Origin of the sequence: Trinickia symbiotica (genome assembly GCF_002934455.1) — a bacterium.
Taxonomy (GTDB): Bacteria; Pseudomonadota; Gammaproteobacteria; order Burkholderiales; family Burkholderiaceae; genus Trinickia; species Trinickia symbiotica.
Window position 1 is genome coordinate 88,694 of record NZ_PTIR01000006.1, and the last position, 21,612, is coordinate 110,305.

The following is a 21,612-nucleotide window of genomic DNA, read 5'->3' on the forward strand; positions in this document are numbered from 1 at the left end:
GGTCGGTTCATCGCGCCGCGGCGGCCGTTTGCCGGGATGGCGTGGCGAGTGCGCGCAGCGTCTCCTTGACCGTCGAGACGCGGACCGCGAGATCGGGACTGCGCGTCTCGATGCGCAAGCGATCTTGTCCCGCAAGCTTGATGTGTTTGTTCTTTTGGACCATCTCGATGATGCGCATTGCATCGACGGGCGGATTCGGCACGAACTGGAGGCTGATCGCTGTATCGCCGGCGTCGATCTTGGAAATGCCGAGCGGTTTGGCGGCGAGTCGCAATCGATGCGTCTCGACCAGCGCGTGCGCCTGTCGCGGCAGCTTGCCGAAGCGGTCGATCAGCTCTTCCTGGATGTTGTCGATCGCATCATTCTCTTCGCAGTTGGCGAGGCGCTTGTATATCGAGAGCCGCTCCTGAACGTCGCCGCAATAGTCGGCGGGCAGAATGGCCGGCGTGTGCAGGTTGATTTCGGTCGTGGCCGCGAGCGGCGCCGTGAGATCGGGCTCGTCGCCGTTCTTGAGCGCCTTTACGGCGTCGTTCAGCATTTCCGAATAGAGCTGGAAACCGATCTCGTGTATCTCGCCCGATTGCTTGTCACCGAGCACTTCGCCCGTGCCGCGAATTTCCAGGTCGTGCATCGCGAGATAAAATCCGGAGCCGAGCTCTTCCATCTGCTGGATCGCTTCGAGCCGGCGCTGCGCCTGCTTCGTGAGCCCCTGCGGATCATGCACGAGCAGGTACGCGTAGGCTTGGTGATGGGAGCGCCCGACGCGTCCGCGCAGTTGATGCAGCTGCGCGAGTCCGAACTTGTCGGAGCGATGAATGATGATCGTGTTCGAGCTCGGCACGTCGATGCCGGTCTCGATGATCGTCGTGCACAGCAGGACGTTCGCGCGCTGCGCGACGAAGTCGCGCATCACGCGCTCGAGCTCGCGCTCGTGCATCTGCCCGTGTGCGACGGCAATCCGTGCCTCGGGCACGAGCGCTTCGAGCATCGCGCGCCGGTTCTCGATCGTTTCCACCTCGTTGTGGAGGAAGTAGACCTGTCCGCCGCGCTTGAGCTCGCGCAGCATCGCCTCCCTTATCACGCTGTCTTCTTCGCGCCGCACGAACGTCTTGATCGCCAGTCGTTTTTGCGGCGCCGTCGCGATGACCGAGAAATCGCGCAAGCCTTCGAGCGCCATGCCGAGCGTGCGCGGAATCGGGGTGGCGGTCAGCGTCAGTACATCGACTTCGGCCCTCAGCGCCTTCAGCGCTTCCTTCTGACGCACGCCGAAGCGATGCTCCTCGTCGATGATGACGAGCCCGAGCCGCTTGAACCGGACATCGGACGAGAGCAGCTTGTGCGTGCCGATGACGATGTCGATGGAACCCTCGTTGATTTGGGTGATGGCGGTGCTCACCTCTTTCGTCGACTTGAAGCGCGACAGCTCGGCGATGCGCACGGGCCACTCGGCGAAACGGTCCGTGAACGTCTGCGTATGCTGCTCGGCGAGCAGCGTCGTCGGTGCGAGCAGGGCCACCTGCTTGCCGGCCGCCACGGCGATGAACGCGGCTCGCAGCGCGACCTCGGTCTTGCCGAACCCCACATCGCCGCAAACGAGCCGATCCATCGGCTTACCGGCCGTCATGTCGCCGATGACGGCGGCAATCGCGGCCGCTTGATCGGGGGTTTCCTCGAAGCCGAAGCTCTCGGCGAATTTCACGTAGTCGCGCGGATCGAACTTGAAGGCGTGACCCTCGCGCGCCGCGCGTCGCGCATAGAGATTCAGCAACTCGGCCGCCGTATCGCGGATCTGCTGCGCCGCGCGCCGCTTGGCCTTTTCCCATTGGCCCGATCCGAGCGAGTGCAGCGGCGCGCTTTCGGGATCTGCGCCGCTGTAGCGCGAGATTACGTGCAACTGCGCAACGGGCACGTAAAGCTTGCTGTCGCCCGCGTACTCGAGGTGCAGGAACTCGGTTTCGCCTTCGCCGAGGTCCATCGTCACGAGGCCCATGTAGCGGCCGATACCATGCTGCGCATGGACGACCGGGTCGCCGACCTTGAGCTCGGACAGATCGCGCACCATCGAATCGACGCTGCTCGCCTGCTCCTGGCGCCGCCGGCCGGCACGGCGCGCCAGCCCGCCGTAAAGCTCGGTTTCGGTGACGATCGCCCAGCCTTCGCCCGGCAGCGCGAAGCCGTTCGCGAGCGGCGCGACGCCGAGCGCGAACGGCGCGTCGCTCTCGAGCCAGCTCTCGAAGGTATCGGCGGGGTGAGGGCGCAAGCCGTTCTCGGAGAGCAGCTCCGCGATCGTTTCACGCCGGCCCGCCGACTCGGCCGCGATCAGCACGCGCCGTCCGCTCGCCGACAGATAGTCGCGCAGCGCGGTGACCGGATCCTCGGCGCGGCGATCGATCGAGAGCGGCGGCAGCGGCGTCGACCAGGCGCCGCCGCCGTCGGCTGGCAGCACGAGCCGCGCGAACGGCTTGGCGAGCGTATGGAAGTCGTCGTCACTGAGGAACAGTCGCTGCGGCTCGAGGATCGGGCGCTCGCGATCGTGCGAGAGAAACGCATAGCGCTGCTTGGTGTCGGCCGTGAATCGCCGGATCGCGCTGTCGAGATCGCCGACGAACGCGAGGTGCGCGCCCTCGGGCAGATAGTGAAAGAGCGTTGCTGTTTCGTCGAAGAAGAGCGGCAGGTAGTACTCGATGCCGGCCGACGGCACGCCGTTGCCGATGTCCTTGTAGATCGGGGAACGGCTCGGGTCCCCTTCGAATACTTCGCGCCAGCGGCTGCGAAAGGCCGTGCGCGCCGCCTCGTCGAACGGAAACTCGCGTCCCGGCAAGAGGCGCACGTCGCGAACCGGATAGAGGCTGCGTTGGCTGTCGGGATCGAACGCGCGGATCGAATCGACCTGATCGTCGAAAAGATCGATCCGGTACGGCAGCGGCGAGCCCATCGGGAAAAGATCGATCAGCGAGCCGCGCACGCAGTACTCGCCCGGCCGCACGACCTGGCTCACGTGTTCGTAGCCTGCCAGCGTCAGTTGCGCCTTCAGCTTCGCCTCGTCCAGCCGCTCGCCTTGCGTGAACGAAAACGTATAGGCCGCGAGAAACGAGGCGGGCGGCATCCGGTAGAGCGCCGTCGTGGCAGGTACGAGCAACACGTCGCAGCGGGCTTCGCCGAGGTCGTGCAGCGTCGCGAGCCGCTCCGAAACGAGATCCTGATGAGGCGAAAAGGTGTCGTACGGCAGTGTTTCCCAGTCGGGCAGCAGCCGCACGCGGGCGCTCGGCGCGAACCAGGCAATCTCCTGCGAGAGCCGCTGGGCGTCGACGGCGCTTGCGCAGACGACGGCGATGAGCGGCGCCGATTTCCCGGCCATCTGCAGATAGCGGGCGATGAGGAGCGCATCGGAGGAGCCATGCGTGCCGTCGAAGGCATAGCGCTGGCCGGGCTTGACGAGCGGAAACGGCAGGAGAGGCAAGGTGGACGATCCGGCGGTTTGAGGCATGAGGAAGTGAAACGACCACCTATTATAAAATCCGTCCTCCACTTTTGATCCGCAAGTTGGTTTCGTGACCTCCCGCTTCTTCGCCCTGATCCCTTGCGCCGGCACCGGCAGCCGTTCGGGCGCGCCGACGCCCAAGCAGTACCGCACCGTCGCCGGCCGGCCGTTGCTGCATTTCACGCTTGCCGCCTTCGATGCGTGCAACGAGTTCGCGCAGACGCTCGTCGTGCTCGCGCCGGACGATACCCACTTCGACGCTCGCCGCTTCGGCGGATTGCGCTTCGCCGTCCGGCGCTGCGGCGGTGCCTCGCGACAGGCGTCGGTCATGAACGGGCTCGCCGCGCTCACGGAGTTCGGCGCGTCGGGCGACGACTGGGTGCTCGTGCACGACGCCGCCCGACCGGGTGTCACGCCCGCGCTGATTCGCTCGCTGATCACGGCGGTCAAGGACGACCCGGTCGGCGGCATCATCGCGCTGCCGGTCGCCGATACGTTGAAGCGCGTGGACGTGGAGTCCGGCGAGCGCATCGCTCGAACCGAATCGCGCAACGGCCTCTGGCAGGCGCAAACGCCGCAGATGTTCCGCATCGGCATGCTGCGCGAAGCGATCGAGCGCGCGCAGCGCGACGGGCACGACCTGACCGACGAGGCCAGCGCAATCGAATGGCTCGGGCACGCGCCGCGCCTCGTTCAAGGGAGCTTGCGCAACTTCAAGGTGACTTACCCCGAGGACTTCGATCTCGCGGACGCGATCCTGCGGCACGGCGGAGCCGCCTGAATCCCGAGGAGCGGCGCCCCGATTCGCGGTGTCCATCTCCGCTCTTCCATCCATCGAAACGGAATATCGAATGAACTACAGAATCGGGCAGGGCTATGACGTGCATGCGCTCGTGTCGGGACGGCCGCTCATCATCGGCGGCGTGACGGTGCCCTACGACCGGGGACTGCTCGGGCACTCAGATGCGGACGTGTTGCTGCACGCCATTACCGATGCGCTCTTCGGCGCGGCAGCGCTCGGCGATATCGGCCGCCATTTCCCCGACACCGACGCGCGCTTCGCGGGCGCCGACAGCCGCGTGCTGCTGCGCGAATGCGCGGCGCGCCTCGCCAACGCCGGCTTCGCGATAGAGAACGTCGACAGCACCGTCATCGCGCAGGCCCCGAAGCTCGCGCCGCACATCGACGCGATGCGCGCCAACATCGCCGAGGATCTCGGTCTGCCGATCACGCGCGTCAACGTGAAGGCGAAGACTAACGAGAAGCTCGGCTATCTCGGACGAGGCGAGGGGATCGAGGCGCAGGCCGCGGTGCTGCTGCGCGCGCCTGATCAAGCGAGCTGACTTACTGCCCCTCGGTGGCGAGCACCTGCGCCGCCGCGTTGACGACGGAGGCGATGCGGCCGACGTCGCGCAACTGCTGGGCCGACATCCCTTGCTCGTTCTTCAGGATTGCGAAATGCGAAGCGACGCAATGGTGACATTTGCCGACGATCGAGGCCGCGAGTGCATACATCTCGAAGCGCCGTTTGTCGACGCCGCCGTGAGTCGCGTATGCGGTCATCCGCAGCTCGGGCCGTTGTGTCTTGAGATCGGCGTCGTCCGCCATCTCGACGAACGGATACCAAACGTTGTTCATCCCCATCAGCGCCGCAGCCGTGTGGACGCCGTTGATCTCTTCGGGCGACAGCACGCCCGACGAGCGAATCGCGTCGGCGATCGTCTTGCTCTTCGCCGCGAAGGCGGCCGCCAATGCTACGCCGACCGCGTCGTTGCCCTCGAGCGACGAGCGCGCGATCGTGCCGTCGAGATTGAGTCGGATGTCCTTCGCGTAATCGGGGATGCGGTCTTTAATCGCAGACAAGAATTCCATTGATAGCTCCTATCGGGGATTCGACAAAAAAGCCCGCCGGCTTGAAAGAGCATAGCGGGCTCGTACTCCGACGATGGCTGATTTACAGCGTTGCGCCGCCGACTGCGCGGTTGCAGGGGCAGAGCTCGTCCGTCTGCAGGCCGTCGAGAATACGCAGAATTTCTTGCGGGCTGCGGCCGACGTTCAGATTGTTGACCGAGACGTGCTGGATCGTATTGTCGGGATCGACGATGAAAGTCGCGCGCAGCGCCACGCCGGCTTCCTTGTCGCGCACGCCTAGCTGGTCGATCAGTTCGCCCTTGACGTCGCCGAACGAGTAGTGGTTCAGCTTGTCGAGGTCCTTGTGCTCACGGCGCCATGCGAACTTGACGAATTCGTTGTCGCCGCTGCCGCCGAGCAGCACGGCGTCGCGTTCCGCGAAATCCTTCGCGAGCTTCGCGAACTCGACGATCTCGGTCGGGCACACGAACGTGAAGTCCTTCGGATAGAAATAGATGATCTTCCACTTGCCCGGGAACGACTGTTCGGTGATCTCTTCGACCCCCGACTGGCCGTTCTCTTCATGATGGTTGAAGCCCGGCTTCGCGGCGGTGACGGTGAACGCTTCGAGTTTATCGCCCACGGTTTTCATGCAGTGACTCCTCTATGAGTTGAAAAAAACGGTGTCTTCCAAAACTACCCGGTGCCTGTAACGATTCCGTTACACACCCGCTACAATAACACTATTGAGTTACTTTTTCAATAGAAATTATATATTGAGGAGGATAGCTTCGGTCGTTGCACCATGCGCGACGGCCATCGCATGAGGACCGGGCGCAACGCGTTTGAGGCGGTCGCCCCAGACGCTGGCCCCGGTTTTAGAAGCTCCTCGCCGACGGGAACTCGATCGTGACTTCGAGCCCCGGCCCGGGGACGCGGTTGCGCAACCGCAGCGTTCCGCGGTGACGGCTGACGAGTCGCTGGACGATCGCCATGCCGAGGCCCGTGCCGTTCGCCTGGCTGCGCGCCGAGTCGACGCGGTAAAAGGGGCGCGTGACGAGCGCGAGTTGGTCCTCGGGAATCCCGGGGCCTTCGTCGAGGACCGAAAGCTCGACGCGCGAATGCACGACACGCGTCTCCAACACGATGTGAGGGATCCCGTCCGCCTCGCTGTGGCCGTACTTCCTTGCGTTCTCGAGCAAATTGCCGACCACGCGGCGAACGTCTGTCGTATCGGCCTCTATGACGGCCGACGCGGCCAGCTTCGTCGCGAGCCGCACGCCGTCCTCGCTCGCGAGCCGCGCGGCCATCTCGCCCGCGATTTGCGACAGGTCGACCGATTCGGACATATGCTGGGCGGGCCGCGCGTAATCGAGGAAGCGGCCGATGATCATATCCATCTGTTCGATGTCGTCGATCATCGCGTCCTTCGTATCCTGATCGGAAGGGCTCATCTCCGTTTCGAGCCGGAGCCGGGCAAGCGGCGTGCGCAGGTCGTGCGAGATGCCGGCCAGCATCACCGCGCGATCGGCCTCGAGTTGCTCGAGATCGCGCACCATCTGATTGAAGCTGCGGTTCGTCTCGGCGGCAACACCGAGCCCGCGCTCGGGCAGCGGCTCCGGCGACTGACCGGAGCCGACCTTGCGCGCCGCGGCCGACAGGCGCGCGAACGGCCGATTGACGAGGCTCGTGATGAATGCGGCGCCGAAGAGCGAAAGGGCGAGCGCGAAGATGCCCCAGCCCGCCCACTGGAGGCCGGTGACGTTGTCGAGCTGTTCGCGATCGAGCGCGACCCAGTAATCGTCATCGTCGATCTTGAAGCTGATCCAGACGCCCGGGATATCGTTGACGGACTGCGCGATGACCGTGTCGTCGCCGAGTCGCCCGCGGATGTCATGCTCGATCAGCCGGTTCAACGACTCGTCGGGCTGCAGCGTGTATTTGTCCGTCGCCTCGCGCGGGTAGACGCGCACGCCCTCGTTGCTTTCGAGATCTTGCAACAGCGCGCGGCGCAGATCGGGATCCGAGTAGAGCAGCGCCGTGCGCGTGAGCTTGACGATGGCGACGAGCTGCAGCGCGACGCGCTGCGCGCGCGGCTCGCGCTCGATCACTCGGAAGCTCTGGAACCAGGCGGCGAGGCTGACCGCAATCAGCAGCGCAATGAGCAGGAACGTTCGCCAGAATAGCCCGCCGAAGACATGCGTAAAAAAACGCCGGTCGATCCGCATGGGCTACTGGGAGTGTGACAAAGGCGGCGCGCGATGCGTCACGCCGAGCCGTCGGGTATGAAGACGTAGCCGAGGCCCCAGACCGTCTGAATGAAACGCGGGCTGCTGGGATCGGTCTCGATCAGCTTGCGCAGACGTGAAATCTGGACATCGAGGCTTCGATCGAAGACTTCGTATTCGCGTCCGCGCGCGAGCTCCATCAGCTTTTCACGCGAGAGCGGCTGACGCGGATGGCGCGCGAACACCTTCAGCACCGAAAACTCGCCCGTCGTCAGCGGGATTTCCTGGCCTGCCTTCGTCAACGTCCTTGTGGCGAGGTTCAGCGCGAAATCGCCGAACTCGAACACCTCGGCCGTCTCCGACGGCGCGCCCGGCAGCTCGGACGGCGATTGCCGCCTGAGCACCGCATGAATGCGCGCGACGAGCTCGCGTGGGTTGAACGGCTTCGGCAGATAGTCGTCGGCGCCCATCTCGAGGCCGACGATCCGATCGACGTCCTCCCCCTTCGCCGTCAACATGATGATCGGCGTGCGGTCGTTGCTGCCGCGCAGCCGGCGGCAGATCGAGAGACCGTCCTCGCCGGGCAGCATAAGGTCGAGCACGAGCAGGTCGAACCGCTCGCGCACCCAGAGCTTGTTCATCGCGGGCGCGTTCTCCGCGACGTAGACGTTGAAGCCTTGCTCGCCGAGATAGCGGCGCAGCAGATCGCGCAAGCGCGGATCGTCGTCGACGACGAGAATTTTGGAGGGGTTTTTCGTTTCCATGGGCGGCATCTTAGCGCGATTGCAAAGCAGGTCGGGAAAGTCCGAATTTCGGGTTACAGTCAGTTACAAAATTTACCCTCACCAAGGGGTCCGAGTAAACACCGCGACCATAAACTGCTTCACGGATGCCGGCTCTTCGGTGGATACTTCATCCGTCCGATCAGTATTCCTTTTTGCCTGGGCGTGGTCCGGGCGTAGCACACGTGATTTCGAGGTAGCCGGTTGCCGCATGACGAAGGGAACAAGATGACGGTGGGAGCATGGCCGCGCATGCGGGCGCAGGTCGTCGCGATCGCGATTGCCGGCGCAGTCGTCGGCACCGTCGGCTCGATGGACGTCTACGGGCAGCCACGGCGCGGCGCCGCCGAATCTCAGCCGCCGCCGAGGCGCTTTCTACCAAGGACTCAACGGCAGCAAGCGTCCGCCGCGGCTTCCGATCCCATCGTGCGCACGACCACGCTGCTCGACTTCGACACGACGCAGCGCGACGGTCACATGACGCCCGAAGAGCGCCACCTGCTGCGTCAGCACATCGAGGACGCCGTACGCGAGCTCTACAAGCGTTGACGCACGGCCGAAGGTTTTCCGTTTCCAGCGGGAACGTCGCCGCCAGTCGATGACCGGTACGCTGCGTTTCTTGCCTTTCCTCTCTCCCTGCCTTACCGTGCGCGCGCCGCGCGCCAGGCAATCCACAGCTTGCGGATCGGCGTGAGCGCGATCTGCTGATGCAGGATCTGGTAGCCGTCGCGCTCGATTTCGTCGAGCAGCGCAAGTGCCATCGCCGATTGCGCGCGCAGCGTGCGCTGGGTCTTGCGCTCGGAGGCCGGGATGCCGGCGAGCGCCGCCTGGAGCGCGTCCCGAGCCCGGCTCGTCTGGAAGCGCATGAGCTCAGAAAACTCGGCGCTGTATTTGCGATTGATGAGATCGGCCGCGGTGACCTGATGGCGCTGCAGTTCGTCGATCGGGATATAGATGCGGCCGTGGCGCGCATCGTTTCCGAGCTCCTGAACCAGCTGCGCCAGCATGAGCCCGTTGCCGAGCGGCGGCGCCCACTCGCCCGCGCGCTCTGGCTCGCGCGCCGTGACGCGGGCCACCGCGCCCGCGAACGCGCCGCCGACCTTCTCGATGTAACCGCGCAAGTTGGCGAAGTCGAGATACCGGGCCTGGTTGAGGTCCATTTCGAAACCGGCGACGAGCGCCTCGAGCGTTCCGGCTTCGGTGCCGATGTCGGCCCCGTGTGCCGCGAGCGCGAGCGAGACCGGATGCGAGGGCCGTCCCGTCGCGAGCGCGCCGAGTTCCTGCTGCCACCAGGCGAGCTTCGTGCGGCCGATGGCCGGATCGCTCGTTTCCTTGACCGTTTGCTCGAGCTCGCCGCGCAGGGCGAACAGCGCGGTCAGCAGCGGCTGCCGCGCGACGGGCGCCTGACGGAGCGCGTAGTAGACGCTGGAGCCTGGCGGCCCGGCCTTTTGCGCGCAATAGTCGTCGAAGTTCTGATGGGATAAGCCTGAATCTTGTGACACGTCTGGCAAGCCGCGAGCGACGGAACGAGTGGAGTGCGGATACTACCTCATCCGCGTGTCGGGGCTGGCGCTCCGCGTTCCGGCGGGAAGCGCGCGCAGGAAGGAAAGCACGTGTCCGGCGCCGCCTTTGGTCCAGACGTCGACATGGTCGGCGTCGTCGATCAGCACCAGCCGGCGCAGCCCGGGCACGGCGGCGTGCAGCGCGGCAAACTGGCGCGGCGGGATCAGTTGGTCGGCAAGGCCGCCGTATATCAGCACGGGCGCACGCACGGCGCCGATCTTCGCAAGGTTGTCGTACCGGTCGCGCAGCATCCAGCGAACGGGCACGTAGGGAAAGCGCGTGCGGGCGACATCGGCCATACAGGTGAAGGGCGCTTCGAGAAGCAGCGCTTCGACAGGGTACTCGGTCGCCATTTGAACCGCGACGCCGGAGCCGAGCGAATAGCCATGCAGAACGACGCGCGACGTTTGCCGATAGGCAAACTCGAGCGCCGCGCGGCCGTCCGCGTAGAGCCCCGCTTCGTGCGGCTTGCCGGGGTTGCCGCCGTAGCCGCGGTATTCGGCGAGGACGACGCCGTAGCCGACCTCGACGAGAGCGTGCGCGATGTGTACGCGTTGCGAGAGGTCTTCGCCGTTGCCGTGAAAGAGCACGATGGTCGCGGCGTCAGGAGTGGCGGGCGGTTTATATCGAATACCGATCTCGAGGCCGTCTCGCGTTCGCACGACAGCGGGCGAGAGCCGATCGGCGTCCGGGTGTGGAGGGATGTCGCGGATCCGTTCGAGCGGATAAATGAGCCGGCCCTGCAGCCAGAGCAGCATCGCAACGATCGATCCATAGCCGAGCGCGGCGATGCCGGCGACGGAGAGCAGTGTCGTGCGCACCGGGAGTTTCATGTCAGTGTGCGCCGGGCCGCCCCAAGCGCACTGACCGCCCCCGCGGGGGGCAGCGAACGAAGTGAGCGTGGGGGTCGTTCATGTCAGTGTGCGCGCGCGTTCGAGGCAATGGACATCGTTGGCCGGACCGTGGTGGTGCAGCAGGGTCTCGAAGCGCGCGGGCGCAAGCCGTCGCGGCGGCTCGTAGCGCGGCGCGAGTTGCGAAAGCGCGCGGTGAAAGCGCGTGAACGTGGCGAAGTCGCGCGGATAGCGCGCTTCGTCGACGCCGAGAAACCGCCCCTCGCGCGTCGCGGAATCGATCAACGTGCGCCATCGCGCGATCGGCTCGATCCCGATGCTCTCGGTGCCGTGCGAGAACAGCATGAGGTCGATTTCCTCGAAGGGCGGCTGCCCGGCGAGGAAGCGCCGCAGCGCATCGGCCGATCGCTCGACGCAAAAGAGCAGCCAGAATGGCAGCGCGTGCAGTCGCAATGTCGTGAACGGATCCATCAGCAGAAAAGAATCGACGATGAGCCGCTGCGGCTCGATGCCCGCGTCGCGGTACCAGTCGCGGTAGATGTTCGCGGCGACGAAGCTCGCTGCCTCCGGTTCGCGAAAGCGAATCTCGACGATGCGCCAGTTCATCCTCGCTCCCATTGCCAGCAGCTCCTCGATGAGCGCCGCGTCGAAGCCCCATTCGGCTTCCGGCGCGATGTCGTCGGGCTCGGGCGGATCCCAACGGCTGCGCGTGCTGCCGTAACGAGCCAGATAATCGCGCACGCGCGGCCCCCCATGCAAGTATTCATGCTCGGTTGCGCCGCCTGTCGCACCAAACTGAAAGCAAGCGCGCTCGTTCAACCGGGTGACGGGCCACCTGCGTTTGCATGCCACGACATAGAGCGTGCCCCCGCGCACCAGGTTACGCAGCAGGAATTCGCGATAGGCGAGCGGCAGGGTGCGGTGCTTGAGCCGGAAGTAGCGCATCGTCTGCAACATCAATCGATCCTGGTTCGGATCGAACATATGATGGACGGCGATGCGGCTGTCGGCTTCGAGCAGTGCGTCGACGATGCGCCGACCCTCTTCGAAGCCGCGACGCGCATCGTCGGGATCGGATAGCGGCGCGCGCACGGGGCAGAGAAATGTCTGCGGCAGCCACGGAACACCCAGCGCCGCGGCCAGATGAACGAGCGCGCCGTTCGAGGAGCCGACGAATGCGGCCGGGAAGGGGCCGTCCGGGTACAGGCCGGCGACCCATTCGGCGATCTTTTCGATATCGAGCCGGCGCGCTTCACGCGGGCCGATGCCTTCGGTCATGCCGCCGATCGCGTAGGCCCATTCGCGCGCCGTGCGCGGCAAGCAATTGATCGCCGGCATGGCGGCATCGAGGAGCGGCGACTGGCTGGGGCTGCTGAACGGATTTCCCCTCAGCGAGGCCGCCAATGCTTGTGCCATCGCGGCGGCCGAATCGAAGCGCGCGATTCCGCGCGGCGGTCTGTTCACGAATGGGCTCCCGCATGCGAGACGGTATCGACCAGCCTGACCGGTTCATGCGAACGCAGCAGAAACGGCAGGATCTCGAACGCGAAACTTTCTGGATAGACGAAATTGAGCGTGTGCGTGCCCCCCGCGATGACGAGCAATTCGCCGTTCGGCAATTGCCCGGCGACTTCCTCGGCCCAACGCTGCGTCACTAGCGAATCGCGGGTACCGCGTACGACGAGGGTCGGCGCCACGATATCGGACAGCCGATCCTCGATCCGATCGCGCATCGCCATCCGTATCGCGGCCAGTGCATACCTAATGCCCGCCTTCGCATAGTCGATCCGAGCGACGGGGGCAGGCGAGGGCCGTCGCTCGCGCCGGCCGTTGATCAGTGCGCGCGCGATTTGCCGCGGCAGCGAGCGGGCGCAACGATCGGTCGTCGGTCCTTGCAGCACGAGCCGATCGACGACATCGGGATAGCGTACGGCAAGCTCGGCGAGCACCTGGCAGCCGAACGAATTCCCGACGAACATGGCGCGCTCGATCCGGCACGTCTGCAGCCAAAGATGCAGCGCATGAGCCAACTCGACGACCGATAGCGGCGGCCGGTGAAGATGCTGGAGGCAGGCGCTTTCGCCGAAGCCGGGCAGATCGGGCGCGTAGACGCGAAAATTCCGGCTGAGCGCGCATGCGAGCGGCTCCATGTAGCGGCTGGATACCACGAGACCGTGAACGAGAACGACCGGCGGGTAGTTCGCGGCGGAGGGCGGCCCGGGGCGCATTCGGTGAAACATCGAAAACGTACCCGCTTGCACGGAGCAGCCGGCTATCCCGTACGCACGTGTTGACGGCGTGAGCGCGGGCATGTGCTCGAGCCGACGCCATTCGACGGCGAGGCGCGCGGCTCCGGCACAGGCTGCCGCCCCGGCCGCAAGCGCAAGCGCAAGCGCTCCATCCAACATCGGATGTCCTCCACTGCCCCCCGTCGATCGAATCGGATTCTTCGGCATGGTCCGGCGACGTCATGCCGCGGCTATGCGTGACGGATAGCGGGAATGCTGCAATGTTTGCGCCAGGGTTAGCGGGCTCAGTCCGACGAATCCGCTCACGCCGGTAGTCATGAAATAGGGAATAATGGAAGTATTGCGTCAATGCAATATCTTTAATCCCGTTTTCTTAATCTTTCGAACGCTCCAATCCATCATCGATCACGAGCGCGCGGCTCGGCCCCGGCAGGCTGCGCGTCGGTCCACCAAAAGACATGTCGAATACCTCAGTAGTCCAATCGAGCGACGCACCGAGCGCACGCAACGCCGTGCGCGCATTGCGTTCGTCGCAGATCCGCGAAGTCGCAAACGCGGGCTTCGGCAACGGCGACGTCCTGCCGTTCTGGTTCGGCGAATCCGATCGCGTGACGCCTCGTTTCATCCGTGATGCGGCATCGGAGGCGCTCAACTCCGGAGCGACGTTCTACACGCACAACCTCGGCATCGCACCGCTGCGCGAAGCTATCGCGCGCCATGTATCGACGCTGCACGGGCAGACGTCCGTCGATCATGTGGCCGTTACCAGCGCCGGCGTCAACGCGCTCATGCTCGCATCGCAATTGATCGTCGAGGCAGGCGATCGCGTTGTCGCCGTCACGCCGCTGTGGCCCAACATCGTCGAAATTCCGAAGATCCTCGGCGCCGATGTCGAGACGGTCTCGCTCGAATACGGGCCTCACGGCTGGCGGCTGGACCTCGACCAGCTGCTCGCGGCACTCACCCCGTCGACGAAGCTTCTCATCGTCAACTCGCCGAATAATCCGTCCGGCTGGGTACTGACTCGCGACGAGCAGCAGACCGTGCTCGACCATTGCCGGCGCCACGGCATCTGGGTTCTCGCCGACGAGGTCTACGAGCGCCTCTATTACGACGATGTCCGTAACGACGCTTGCGCGCCGTCCTTTCTCGACATCGCGTCGAGGGACGAGCGCGTCATTTGCGTGAACTCGTTCTCGAAGGCTTACCTGATGACGGGTTGGCGCCTCGGCTGGCTCGTTGCGCCGGCTGCGTTGATGGACGACCTCGCCAAGCTGATCGAATACAACACATCGTGTGCGCCGTCGTTCGTGCAGCAGGCCGGAATTGCCGCGCTGGGAGACGGCGGGAGCACGCCACGGCAGTTGGTCGGCGATTTGCGCGTGGCCCGCGACCATCTCGTGCAGTCTTTGCAGGCGTTGCCCGGTGTCGACGTCACGTCCCCGGCGGGCGCCATGTACCTCTTTTTCTCGATGCCGGGTGCCGGCGAAAGCCTCGCGCTCTGCAAAGCGCTCGTCCGCGAAGCCGGTCTTGGACTCGCGCCCGGCAGCGCGTTCGGCCCCGAGGGGGAAGGGTATGTTCGGTGGTGTTACGCCTGCGACGTCGCGCGCATCGATGCCGGGCTCGAGCGGTTGCGAACTTTCCTCGAGCGGCGAGGACGCGGACGATGACGAGCGCTTCGATTCGCGCGTTCCGCTATGCGCCACGGCAAAGCTGATTTCGTTGTATCGATAGCGCGATAAATTCGTTTGCCTCGAGGCGCGCCGCGCCCAGAATTCTCGCCATGCAGTCAGTGGGCCGCGTCATGAGCGCGCAAGGCGGGAACGCGGCGAGAAAGCGGCACGATGCCGCGCCTTCGGGGAGAGCGATGACGCAAATTCAAGAGAGTGCGCGTCCTGGGCATGCGCCCGGGGAACGGTCGGCCAGACTGAGCGGTTTGTTTGCGACGGAAGACTGGTGGGCCGTCTGGATCGGCCTCGGCGTCGTCGTGATCGCTTATGCCTTGTTCACGGCCGGCGGCAGCATCAAGCCGATCGCCGTGGCGCCGGCGAAGTGGAGCGCGTTGTCCGGCGCCGCCGGCGACCTGGGTTCGCACATCGTTTCTTATCTCGCGCTCGGGGCGGCGTTTGCCGTGCTCTTCGGCGTGAGCATCGCCGCGCAAGGCGGCTCCGCGCTCCAATTCGTCCGCGCTTTCGTCGTGCTCTTCATCGTATCGGCGCTCGTTTTTGCCTTCGGGGCCTGGACGGTCGCCGTGCGCTACAACCTCGAGCCGCCGCTCGTCGCGTTGGCGCTCGGCCTCGTCGTCTCTAACGTGTTCGGCGTGCCGGAATGGCTGAAGCCGGCGCTGCGCGTGGAGCTCTTCATCAAAGTCGGCATCGTTCTACTCGGCGCGACGCTGCCCTTCACGCTGCTCGTCTGGGCCGGACCCGTTGCGCTCGGCCAGGCGACGATCGTTTCGCTCGTCACGTTCTTCACGATCTTCATCGTCGCGCGCTGGGCCGGACTCGAGCCGCGCTTCGCCGCCGTGCTCGGTGTCGGCGGCGCGGTATGCGGCGTTTCGGCTTCGATCGCCGTTGCCGGCGCCGTGCGCGCCAAACGGGAGCAGGCTTCGGTCGCGATCACGCTCGTCGTCGTCTGGGCGATCGTGATGGTCTTCGTGCTGCCGTTCGCCTCGCGAGCGCTCGGATTGCCCACCGGCGTGGCGGGCGCATGGATCGGCACGTCGGAGTTCGCGGACGCCGCGGGAATCGCTGCCGCGCAGGCGTACGGCGATATGGCGCGTCACGCGGGCGGCGCGATTGCCGGATCGCCCGAGGCGTCCGTCCAAGCGTTCACGCTGATGAAAGTGATCGGTCGCGATATCTGGATAGGGATCTGGGCCTTCGTGCTCGCGATTGTCGCGACGAGCCGCTGGCAGGATGCCGCCGACGGCATTCGTACGCGGACGGGCGCAGGCGAAATCTGGGCGCGTTTCCCGAAGTTCGTGATCGGTTTCGTCGTCGCATCGGCATTCGTCACGTGGGTGGCCAGCCATTACTCGATCGGCGACTATCGTTCGATCGTCACGCCCGCGCTCGTCGCGCCGATCACGACGCTGCGTATCTGGGCCTTTACGCTTTGCTTCCTGAGCATCGGGCTCACGACGAGATTTGCCAGCCTCGCGGCAACGGGCAAAAAGCCGTTGGCTGTATTCGCGGCCGGTGTCGTCGTGAATGTCATCGTCGGTTATTTGCTTTCCGCTCATCTGTTCGCCCCTTACTGGGAGCGGCTCGCGCAATGACAGACATCCCGAATGGCTGCACGGCGTGCCGCTACTGGTCGAGCGCGCGTTCTTCGCTCGAAGCCTCCATCCCTGGGCTGACGTCGCTCGGGTCGGCGTTCGGCGCCAGTGCGGCCGATACGCGCGTGTGTCGACTGCACGACCGGCTCACCGCGCCGCGCGACGGCTGTCGATCGTTCACGAGCCGATCGTCCGCTGCGATCGATTGACACGCCCGTTTCCGTTTTCTGCCCGCGAACGCGGGCTTACGGCAATTTCCACCAGCGGGGCAACAGACGCCGCACTTCGGGCCGGCGGTAGCGATCGTCGATCAGATGAAGCACGCCTACGTCATTTTCGCTGCGCACCACGCGCCCCGCGGCCTGAACGACCTTTTGGAGCCCTGGGTACAGATAGGCGTAGTCGTAGCCGCGGCCGAATCGGGCTTCCATGGCGAGCCGCATTTGTTCGTTGACCTCGTTCACTTGCGGAAGGCCCAACGTGGCGATGAACGCGCCGATCAGACGCTCGCCGACGAGGTCGATCCCTTCAGAAAACGCGCCGCCCAGCACGGCAAGGCCGATGCACGAATCCGTGGCGCGAAAGCGTGCGAGGAACGCGTCGCGCGCCGCCTCATCAATGCCCGGCGCTTGTCTACATATCGGCAGATGCGGGTGCCGCGTGCGAATCAGCGCGCAGAGGCGATCGAGATAATCGAAGCTGCTGAGGAAACCTAAATAGTTTCCGGGGCGAGCCGCGTATTGCTCGGCAATCAGATCGGCGATCGGCTCGAGCGATCGCTCGCGGTCCCGCCAGCGCGTCGACACATGGCCCGCTACGTGGACGGCGAGCTGCTCGGATCGGAATGGGCCTTCGATGTCGAGCCATGCCGTCGTGTCGGGCAAGCCGAGCATGTCGCGGTAGAAGTGTTGCGGGTTGAGCGTGCCCGAGAATATGACCGTCGCATGCGCCGTGGCGTGCCGCGCGGCGAGGAATGGCGCCGGAATGACGTTGCGCACGCATAGCGTCGAGGTCCTTCGTGCGCGACCACGCGCAATATATTCGACCGATGTCGCATCGAACAGAGAATGATCGTCGAACTGCTCCGCGAGTGCGACGAAATGCGTTGTATCGAAGAAGAATTGCAGCAGCGGCTCTTCGATCGGGACCGACGCTTCTCCGAGTTGCTCGCTGACCAGGCCAATGAACTTCTGCGCGGCGTTGAGCAGCGTCTTCGGTATCTCGTCGTAGACCTGGTAGGCGACTTCTTGCATACGAGCGAGCGCGTTCCATTCGCGCTGCAATCGTTGGAGTGATCTTTTCAAACCCGCGGGCGCCGCTTTGATCGCTTTGCGCAAGGCGCTTTGATCGAGCGAGGCCGTGTACATTTTGCGCGCGCGCTCGAGCAGGTTATGTGCTTCGTCGACGAGCACGGCGATGCGCCATTGGTTCATCCGCGCCAGCGCATGCAGCAATGCGCTGCTGTCGTAGTAATAGTTGTAGTCGCCTATGACGACATCGCTCCACCGCACCAGTTCCTGCGCGAGGTAGTAGGGGCACACCTCGTGCGCGAGTGCGGTTTCGCGCACCGCCGCCCGGTCGAGGCGCCGCGTGGCGAGCGCTGCGCGGCGGGCCGCGCCGAGACGATCGTAAAAGCCGCGCGCGAGCGGACATGATTCGCCGTGACAGGCTTTGTCCGGGTGCTCGCATGCCTTGTCGCGTGCCGTGAGCTCGAGCGTCCGAAGCGGCAGCCCGCCTTTTTCCGCGCCAAGTGCATCGATCGCCTCGAGCGCAAGCGCACGGCCCGGCGTCTTCGCCGTGAGAAAGAAGACACGTTCGACGCGGTCTTCCCCGCAGGCCTTCAGCGCGGGGAACAGCGTCGCAAGCGTTTTGCCGATGCCGGTCGGCGCTTGCGCCATCAGCGTCCTGCCGTCGCGCGCGGCACGGTAGACGGCCACGGCAAGCTCGCGTTGGCCCGTGCGAAACGTACGATACGGAAAGGCAAGGGCGCTCAAGGCCGCGTTGCGCGCGCGGGCGTGGGCTTGCTCTTGAACGGCCCAGTCGAGAAATCGCTCGCATTGCTCGACGAAGAACGTTTCGAGCTCGGTTGCATCGTATGTTCGAGTGAGCGCCGTTTCCTTTCGCGTCGAGACATCGAAGTAGATGAGGGCGACATGCAGCTGCGACAGTTCGCGCGCTCGGCACAACAAATGCCCGTAGACAAGCGCTTGTGCCCAGTGCAGCGCACGGTGATTGTCCGGCATCGCGTCGAGATCGCCGCGGTACGTTTTGATCTCCTCGAGTCGATTGTCGGCCGGGTCATAACCGTCCGCTCTGCCGCGCACAGTCAGTTCTCGATGCGTGCCGGTCAAGGTAATTTCGGATTCGTAACGAGGCCCACGTCGTGCGGTGACCACCGCATGCCCCTCGATTCCTTCGAGCGCCGTGGGAGCGGGTGTGAAGCGCAGATCGAGATCGCCGCGCTTGGCCGTGAATTCGCAAAGCATGCGGACGGCGACAACGTAGCTCATGCCGACGCTTCCGTCTCTTCGGCCTCGTGCCAGCGCACATCGACGACACGCACGGGAATGCCGTTACGCGCGCAGTATTGGAGCCAGCGGCTTTGATTGTCCTGCAGCCGGTCGCCGGGACCCTTCACTTCGATCAGCTCGTAGCGGCGCTCGCGAGGCCAGAAACGGACAAGATCGGGCAGGCCGGAGCGGTTTTCGCGAATGTCGTCGAGCAACCGCGTGAACCACAGCTTCAGGTGCGCGGCTGGCAGACAATCGAGCGCCGTTTCCAATAGCTCAGGGGTGAGGACGCCCCAGAAGACGAACGGCGATTGCAGCCCCGCTTTGCATTCGAAGTGACCGACGATCGTTTGCCGATAGGTGCCGTTGTCGAGCTGCGCGAGGCAATGAGCGAACTCGCGTGCGCGGCGCACAGAGAAGTCAGGGGCGTGCAAATCGGCGGGGCCGCGCTGGAACGGATGGAAGAACGCGCCGGAGACCGGCGCGAATACGGCTTCCCAGCAAAGGAGCCCGAACAGCGAGTTGATCAGTGCGTTTTCGACGTAGTAGACCGGCGCATGCGGCGCGTCGAGATGATCGCGCACCGCGTATTCGACGGCGAACGATTCCCGAGGGCGGGCGAGCGTCAACAGCTCGCGTGGAACGACCGAGGCGCGCTCCGCGCGCAAGGCCGGAAGTTGCAAGCGCCGCCGCAGCCGCGGCAACAGTCTCGCGACGCGCTGGCTCTCGGCTTCGTTTTCCGGGGAGAGCTCAGCCTCCGAGGCAAGCGTCAATGCATCGCCGAACCGATCGCAAAGCTCAAGCACGCGCATGCGGCGGTGGCGAGCGCCGGGCCAAGTGCAACGCTCGTAGACCGTCAGCGCGAAATCCCATTCGTGCCGTTGTTCGGCGCATTGGCCGATGCGAAACAAAAGCTGTGCTCGACGCGTCTCGAGCCACGCATTGTCGATCTTGATCGACATTGCCGCCCCGAAGATGGACTCGAGCGAATCGACGTCTTCAGCGGCATCGAGCGCTTCTCGGCAGGCATGCAGAGCGAGCCAGGCGTCGACGTCGGCCCGTTGCCGGAACGCCCGCGCCGAAGAGGCGATCGATACCTTCTCGTATTGGTAGACACCGAGATCCGCCAGCACGAACTCGGACCAGTCTTGATGCAGATTGCCGAAGAACAGGAGCTTCAGCCGATCGGCGAGCGGTGCGATGCAGACATGGAGCACCTGATCCGGCGTATCGGCATCCCAATCAACGAGACGCCTTGCGTCCGTGTGCCTCGCGCGTAGAAGGTCGAGCCAATCGGACTTGCGCGCCGACTTCGAGATGTCCGCGTCACTGAAGATCCGCTGCAATTCGGAACGCGTTGACAGTGCGAAGAGCTCTTCGATCGTCAGCGGCGGATCGGGATCGACCCAGCCGAGGACCGTGAGAGGAGCGGCGGCTGCGACGGGGCAACCGACCTCTTCGTACGTCAGGCGGCTCGTGCGAAAGAGCATGCCCTTGCGCATCAGCATGCGAACGAGCAGTGCGCGCGAGTTCAGCGGAAGGCGAGGGAATTCGGCGAGAAAGGCGCGCTCGCTCGCGTCGAGCAGGTCGTCGTAGCGTTGCCCCAGCCACGCCAGCGCGCGTTCGAAGTTATGCAGGTAATAGAGCGGGGACGGAACGTCGGTAAGCACGGGCGGAACGGAAGCCTGTATATTTGTACAGGCATAATAGCAAAGTCGGCGGTCTATCCAAGGTCGAACCGACGAAATTTGCCATGCGCCGCTCGGCCCGCTTCCAAGCTCAGGGCCAAGTTCGCCAGGCGCCCGCGGTTACGCGAGCATTTCGATGCCGTGTTTCCGGACGATCTGCAGAAGCTTGGCTGCCATTCCACTCGGATGTTTCGCGCCCGTCTCCCACTTTTGAACGGTCGAAAGACTCGTGTTTAGGTAACGAGCGAATACTGGCTGGCTCACCCTTGCGTTCTTGCGGATGTTGGCAACGTCCTGGGCACTGAATTCCGGCGTATCGGCGATGCAGAGTTCGTCGTATTCGCGCATGGTCTTCTTGTCGATTACCCTTGCGCGGTGCAGGCCCGCAGCGGCGCTATGGATTGCCTCGTCCAGGTCGCTTTTGTACCGTGGTTTAGCCATCGCTGAAAATTTCCTCTAGTTCCTTGTATCGGACCAACGTATCGATGTCGGCTCGATTCATCTTGCCGTAGTCCTTCGCGAGCTTCTTGAGTCTCGCCAGCTGACTGTCGTCTATGTTCTCCATATCCTGCTTCGCAAACAGGAATACGAAAATCCAGACTGTGCCGACCTTGCTGATAACGATGCTTCGCTGCCGGTTGTCGTCGAGCCGCTTTTTCCAGACGTTGCCGCCAAGATCGTTTCCTTTTCCCTCCGCGAGATCAGAAGCTGCACGCCACAACGCTTGATTCGAAAGTCTGGATTTCTTCGCTGACTTGGCGAATGCCTTCGTCTTGAATACCCGTATCTTCTTCCTGAACTTCGTCATCTTCACATGGATCGAGGATTGAAATATAGCACTGGGTGCAAGCTTTTTCTAGCGTGCAGATCGCGTCGAAAAAGCGGACCTAGAAGTGCCACCCTCGAAGCAGTGTCAAGGACGATTCGGCGAAGGAGTTGCGCATCGCGTCATATTCGGACGTTCGACCGTCATCGGCCGCGAGCCTCAAGCAGCAAACGGTGGCCCTCGGCATTTGCGCGTTGCCGTCGACATTGCAACGATGAGCGATGGTCGGACCCCAACACGGTCGTGAGGAAGCGCGGCGCCGCGCTGCTTTTCGTTGGCAGCGGGGCGCCGGCCACGTCGTGC

19 protein-coding genes are annotated in these 21,612 nt (G+C 64.5%); 6 read left to right on the forward strand and 13 right to left on the reverse strand.

The features are described 5' to 3' along the window. Nucleotides 1–7 precede the first annotated feature (7 nt). Nucleotides 8–3,487 (reverse strand): transcription-repair coupling factor, encoded by a 3,480-nt coding sequence (gene mfd, locus B0G57_RS11030; RefSeq protein ID WP_018443496.1) that lies wholly within the window; start codon nucleotides 3,485–3,487, stop codon nucleotides 8–10. Between the two features lie 64 nt (nucleotides 3,488–3,551). On the opposite strand from mfd, the gene ispD reads away from it, so the two are divergent. Further along, on the forward strand, nucleotides 3,552–4,262 hold the full coding sequence (gene ispD / locus B0G57_RS11035; protein WP_018443495.1) for a 2-C-methyl-D-erythritol 4-phosphate cytidylyltransferase: 711 nt from the start codon (nucleotides 3,552–3,554) through the stop codon (nucleotides 4,260–4,262). 70 nt (nucleotides 4,263–4,332) lie between these two features. Further along, nucleotides 4,333–4,824: a 2-C-methyl-D-erythritol 2,4-cyclodiphosphate synthase gene (ispF, locus tag B0G57_RS11040; protein ID WP_018443494.1), complete on the forward strand. Its 492-nt coding sequence runs from the start codon at nucleotides 4,333–4,335 to the stop codon at nucleotides 4,822–4,824. A gap of 1 nt (nucleotide 4,825) precedes the next feature. Here the strand turns inward: ispF and B0G57_RS11045 are convergent, their stop codons facing one another. The 4 genes from B0G57_RS11045 to ompR all read right to left on the reverse strand — a co-directional run bounded on the left by B0G57_RS11045 (nucleotide 4,826) and on the right by ompR (nucleotide 8,333). Beyond that, complete coding sequence (locus B0G57_RS11045; RefSeq protein ID WP_018443493.1) at nucleotides 4,826–5,353, reverse strand: carboxymuconolactone decarboxylase family protein; 528 nt, start codon at nucleotides 5,351–5,353, stop codon at nucleotides 4,826–4,828. 82 nt (nucleotides 5,354–5,435) lie between these two features. Beyond that, complete coding sequence (locus B0G57_RS11050; RefSeq protein ID WP_018443492.1) at nucleotides 5,436–5,984, reverse strand: peroxiredoxin; 549 nt, start codon at nucleotides 5,982–5,984, stop codon at nucleotides 5,436–5,438. Between the two features lie 226 nt (nucleotides 5,985–6,210). Beyond that, nucleotides 6,211–7,560, reverse strand: a complete 1,350-nt coding sequence (locus tag B0G57_RS11055) for an ATP-binding protein (RefSeq protein ID WP_018443491.1) — start codon at nucleotides 7,558–7,560, stop codon at nucleotides 6,211–6,213. Between the two features lie 38 nt (nucleotides 7,561–7,598). Beyond that, nucleotides 7,599–8,333 carry an osmolarity response regulator transcription factor OmpR gene (ompR, locus tag B0G57_RS11060; RefSeq protein ID WP_026230193.1) on the reverse strand — a complete coding sequence of 245 codons (735 nt, stop codon included), beginning with the start codon at nucleotides 8,331–8,333 and terminating at the stop codon, nucleotides 7,599–7,601. 237 nt (nucleotides 8,334–8,570) lie between these two features. Here ompR and B0G57_RS11065 point away from each other — a divergent pair, with 237 nt between their 5' ends. Beyond that, nucleotides 8,571–8,891 (forward strand): hypothetical protein, encoded by a 321-nt coding sequence (locus tag B0G57_RS11065; RefSeq protein ID WP_026230192.1) that lies wholly within the window; start codon nucleotides 8,571–8,573, stop codon nucleotides 8,889–8,891. A 92-nt stretch (nucleotides 8,892–8,983) separates the two neighbouring features. Here B0G57_RS11065 and B0G57_RS11070 read toward each other — a convergent pair whose 3' ends face one another. The 4 genes from B0G57_RS11070 to B0G57_RS11085 all read right to left on the reverse strand — a co-directional run bounded on the left by B0G57_RS11070 (nucleotide 8,984) and on the right by B0G57_RS11085 (nucleotide 13,164). Next, a complete protein-coding gene (locus B0G57_RS11070; protein WP_018443488.1) occupies nucleotides 8,984–9,844 on the reverse strand; it encodes a squalene/phytoene synthase family protein in 861 nt (286 codons plus the stop codon). Nucleotides 9,845–9,886: 42 nt separating this feature from the next. Then, nucleotides 9,887–10,738, reverse strand: coding sequence for an alpha/beta hydrolase (locus B0G57_RS11075; RefSeq protein WP_018443487.1), 852 nt, complete (start codon nucleotides 10,736–10,738; stop codon nucleotides 9,887–9,889). Between the two features lie 78 nt (nucleotides 10,739–10,816). Then, nucleotides 10,817–12,220 carry a hypothetical protein gene (locus tag B0G57_RS11080; protein WP_018443486.1) on the reverse strand — a complete coding sequence of 468 codons (1,404 nt, stop codon included), beginning with the start codon at nucleotides 12,218–12,220 and terminating at the stop codon, nucleotides 10,817–10,819. Further along, nucleotides 12,217–13,164, reverse strand: coding sequence for an alpha/beta fold hydrolase (locus tag B0G57_RS11085; RefSeq protein WP_018443485.1), 948 nt, complete (start codon nucleotides 13,162–13,164; stop codon nucleotides 12,217–12,219). The genes B0G57_RS11080 and B0G57_RS11085 overlap by 4 nt, the downstream gene beginning before the upstream one ends. A 299-nt stretch (nucleotides 13,165–13,463) precedes the next feature. On the opposite strand from B0G57_RS11085, the gene B0G57_RS11090 reads away from it, so the two are divergent. From B0G57_RS11090 to B0G57_RS11100, 3 genes are all read left to right on the forward strand, one after another. Next, nucleotides 13,464–14,675 carry a pyridoxal phosphate-dependent aminotransferase gene (locus B0G57_RS11090; protein ID WP_026230191.1) on the forward strand — a complete coding sequence of 404 codons (1,212 nt, stop codon included), beginning with the start codon at nucleotides 13,464–13,466 and terminating at the stop codon, nucleotides 14,673–14,675. A 197-nt stretch (nucleotides 14,676–14,872) separates the two neighbouring features. Then, nucleotides 14,873–16,285 carry a YeiH family protein gene (locus B0G57_RS11095; RefSeq protein WP_026230190.1) on the forward strand — a complete coding sequence of 471 codons (1,413 nt, stop codon included), beginning with the start codon at nucleotides 14,873–14,875 and terminating at the stop codon, nucleotides 16,283–16,285. Beyond that, entirely contained in the window at nucleotides 16,282–16,494 is a 213-nt protein-coding gene (locus B0G57_RS11100) for a hypothetical protein (protein ID WP_018443481.1), read from the forward strand. Before B0G57_RS11095 ends, B0G57_RS11100 begins: the two co-directional genes overlap by 4 nt. A gap of 36 nt (nucleotides 16,495–16,530) precedes the next feature. Here B0G57_RS11100 and B0G57_RS11105 read toward each other — a convergent pair whose 3' ends face one another. From B0G57_RS11105 to B0G57_RS11120, 4 genes are all read right to left on the reverse strand, one after another. Continuing rightward, nucleotides 16,531–18,795 (reverse strand): ATP-dependent DNA helicase, encoded by a 2,265-nt coding sequence (locus B0G57_RS11105; RefSeq protein ID WP_018443480.1) that lies wholly within the window; start codon nucleotides 18,793–18,795, stop codon nucleotides 16,531–16,533. Beyond that, nucleotides 18,792–20,465, reverse strand: coding sequence for a VRR-NUC domain-containing protein (locus B0G57_RS11110; protein WP_018443479.1), 1,674 nt, complete (start codon nucleotides 20,463–20,465; stop codon nucleotides 18,792–18,794). The genes B0G57_RS11105 and B0G57_RS11110 overlap by 4 nt, the downstream gene beginning before the upstream one ends. A 138-nt stretch (nucleotides 20,466–20,603) precedes the next feature. Then, on the reverse strand, nucleotides 20,604–20,924 hold the full coding sequence (locus tag B0G57_RS11115; protein WP_018443478.1) for a helix-turn-helix domain-containing protein: 321 nt from the start codon (nucleotides 20,922–20,924) through the stop codon (nucleotides 20,604–20,606). Further along, nucleotides 20,917–21,291, reverse strand: coding sequence for a type II toxin-antitoxin system RelE/ParE family toxin (locus tag B0G57_RS11120; protein WP_018443477.1), 375 nt, complete (start codon nucleotides 21,289–21,291; stop codon nucleotides 20,917–20,919). The genes B0G57_RS11115 and B0G57_RS11120 overlap by 8 nt, the downstream gene beginning before the upstream one ends. Nucleotides 21,292–21,612: the final 321 nt, after the last annotated feature.

Bases quoted from the DNA above. Each gene is read 5' to 3' on its own strand.
- mfd (WP_018443496.1), bottom strand. From the start codon at position 3,487: ATGCCTCAAACCGCCGGATCGTCCACCTTGCCTCTCCTGCCGTTTCCG.
- ispF (WP_018443494.1), top strand. From the start codon at position 4,333: ATGAACTACAGAATCGGGCAGGGCTATGACGTGCATGCGCTCGTGTCG.
- B0G57_RS11045 (WP_018443493.1), bottom strand. From the start codon at position 5,353: ATGGAATTCTTGTCTGCGATTAAAGACCGCATCCCCGATTACGCGAAG.
- B0G57_RS11050 (WP_018443492.1), bottom strand. From the start codon at position 5,984: ATGAAAACCGTGGGCGATAAACTCGAAGCGTTCACCGTCACCGCCGCG.
- B0G57_RS11055 (WP_018443491.1), bottom strand. From the start codon at position 7,560: ATGCGGATCGACCGGCGTTTTTTTACGCATGTCTTCGGCGGGCTATTC.
- ompR (WP_026230193.1), bottom strand. From the start codon at position 8,333: ATGCCGCCCATGGAAACGAAAAACCCCTCCAAAATTCTCGTCGTCGAC.
- B0G57_RS11065 (WP_026230192.1), top strand. From the start codon at position 8,571: ATGACGGTGGGAGCATGGCCGCGCATGCGGGCGCAGGTCGTCGCGATC.
- B0G57_RS11075 (WP_018443487.1), bottom strand. From the start codon at position 10,738: ATGAAACTCCCGGTGCGCACGACACTGCTCTCCGTCGCCGGCATCGCC.
- B0G57_RS11085 (WP_018443485.1), bottom strand. From the start codon at position 13,164: ATGTTGGATGGAGCGCTTGCGCTTGCGCTTGCGGCCGGGGCGGCAGCC.
- B0G57_RS11090 (WP_026230191.1), top strand. From the start codon at position 13,464: ATGTCGAATACCTCAGTAGTCCAATCGAGCGACGCACCGAGCGCACGC.
- B0G57_RS11095 (WP_026230190.1), top strand. From the start codon at position 14,873: ATGACGCAAATTCAAGAGAGTGCGCGTCCTGGGCATGCGCCCGGGGAA.
- B0G57_RS11100 (WP_018443481.1), top strand. From the start codon at position 16,282: ATGACAGACATCCCGAATGGCTGCACGGCGTGCCGCTACTGGTCGAGC.
- B0G57_RS11105 (WP_018443480.1), bottom strand. From the start codon at position 18,795: ATGAGCTACGTTGTCGCCGTCCGCATGCTTTGCGAATTCACGGCCAAG.
- B0G57_RS11115 (WP_018443478.1), bottom strand. From the start codon at position 20,924: ATGGCTAAACCACGGTACAAAAGCGACCTGGACGAGGCAATCCATAGC.
- B0G57_RS11120 (WP_018443477.1), bottom strand. From the start codon at position 21,291: ATGACGAAGTTCAGGAAGAAGATACGGGTATTCAAGACGAAGGCATTC.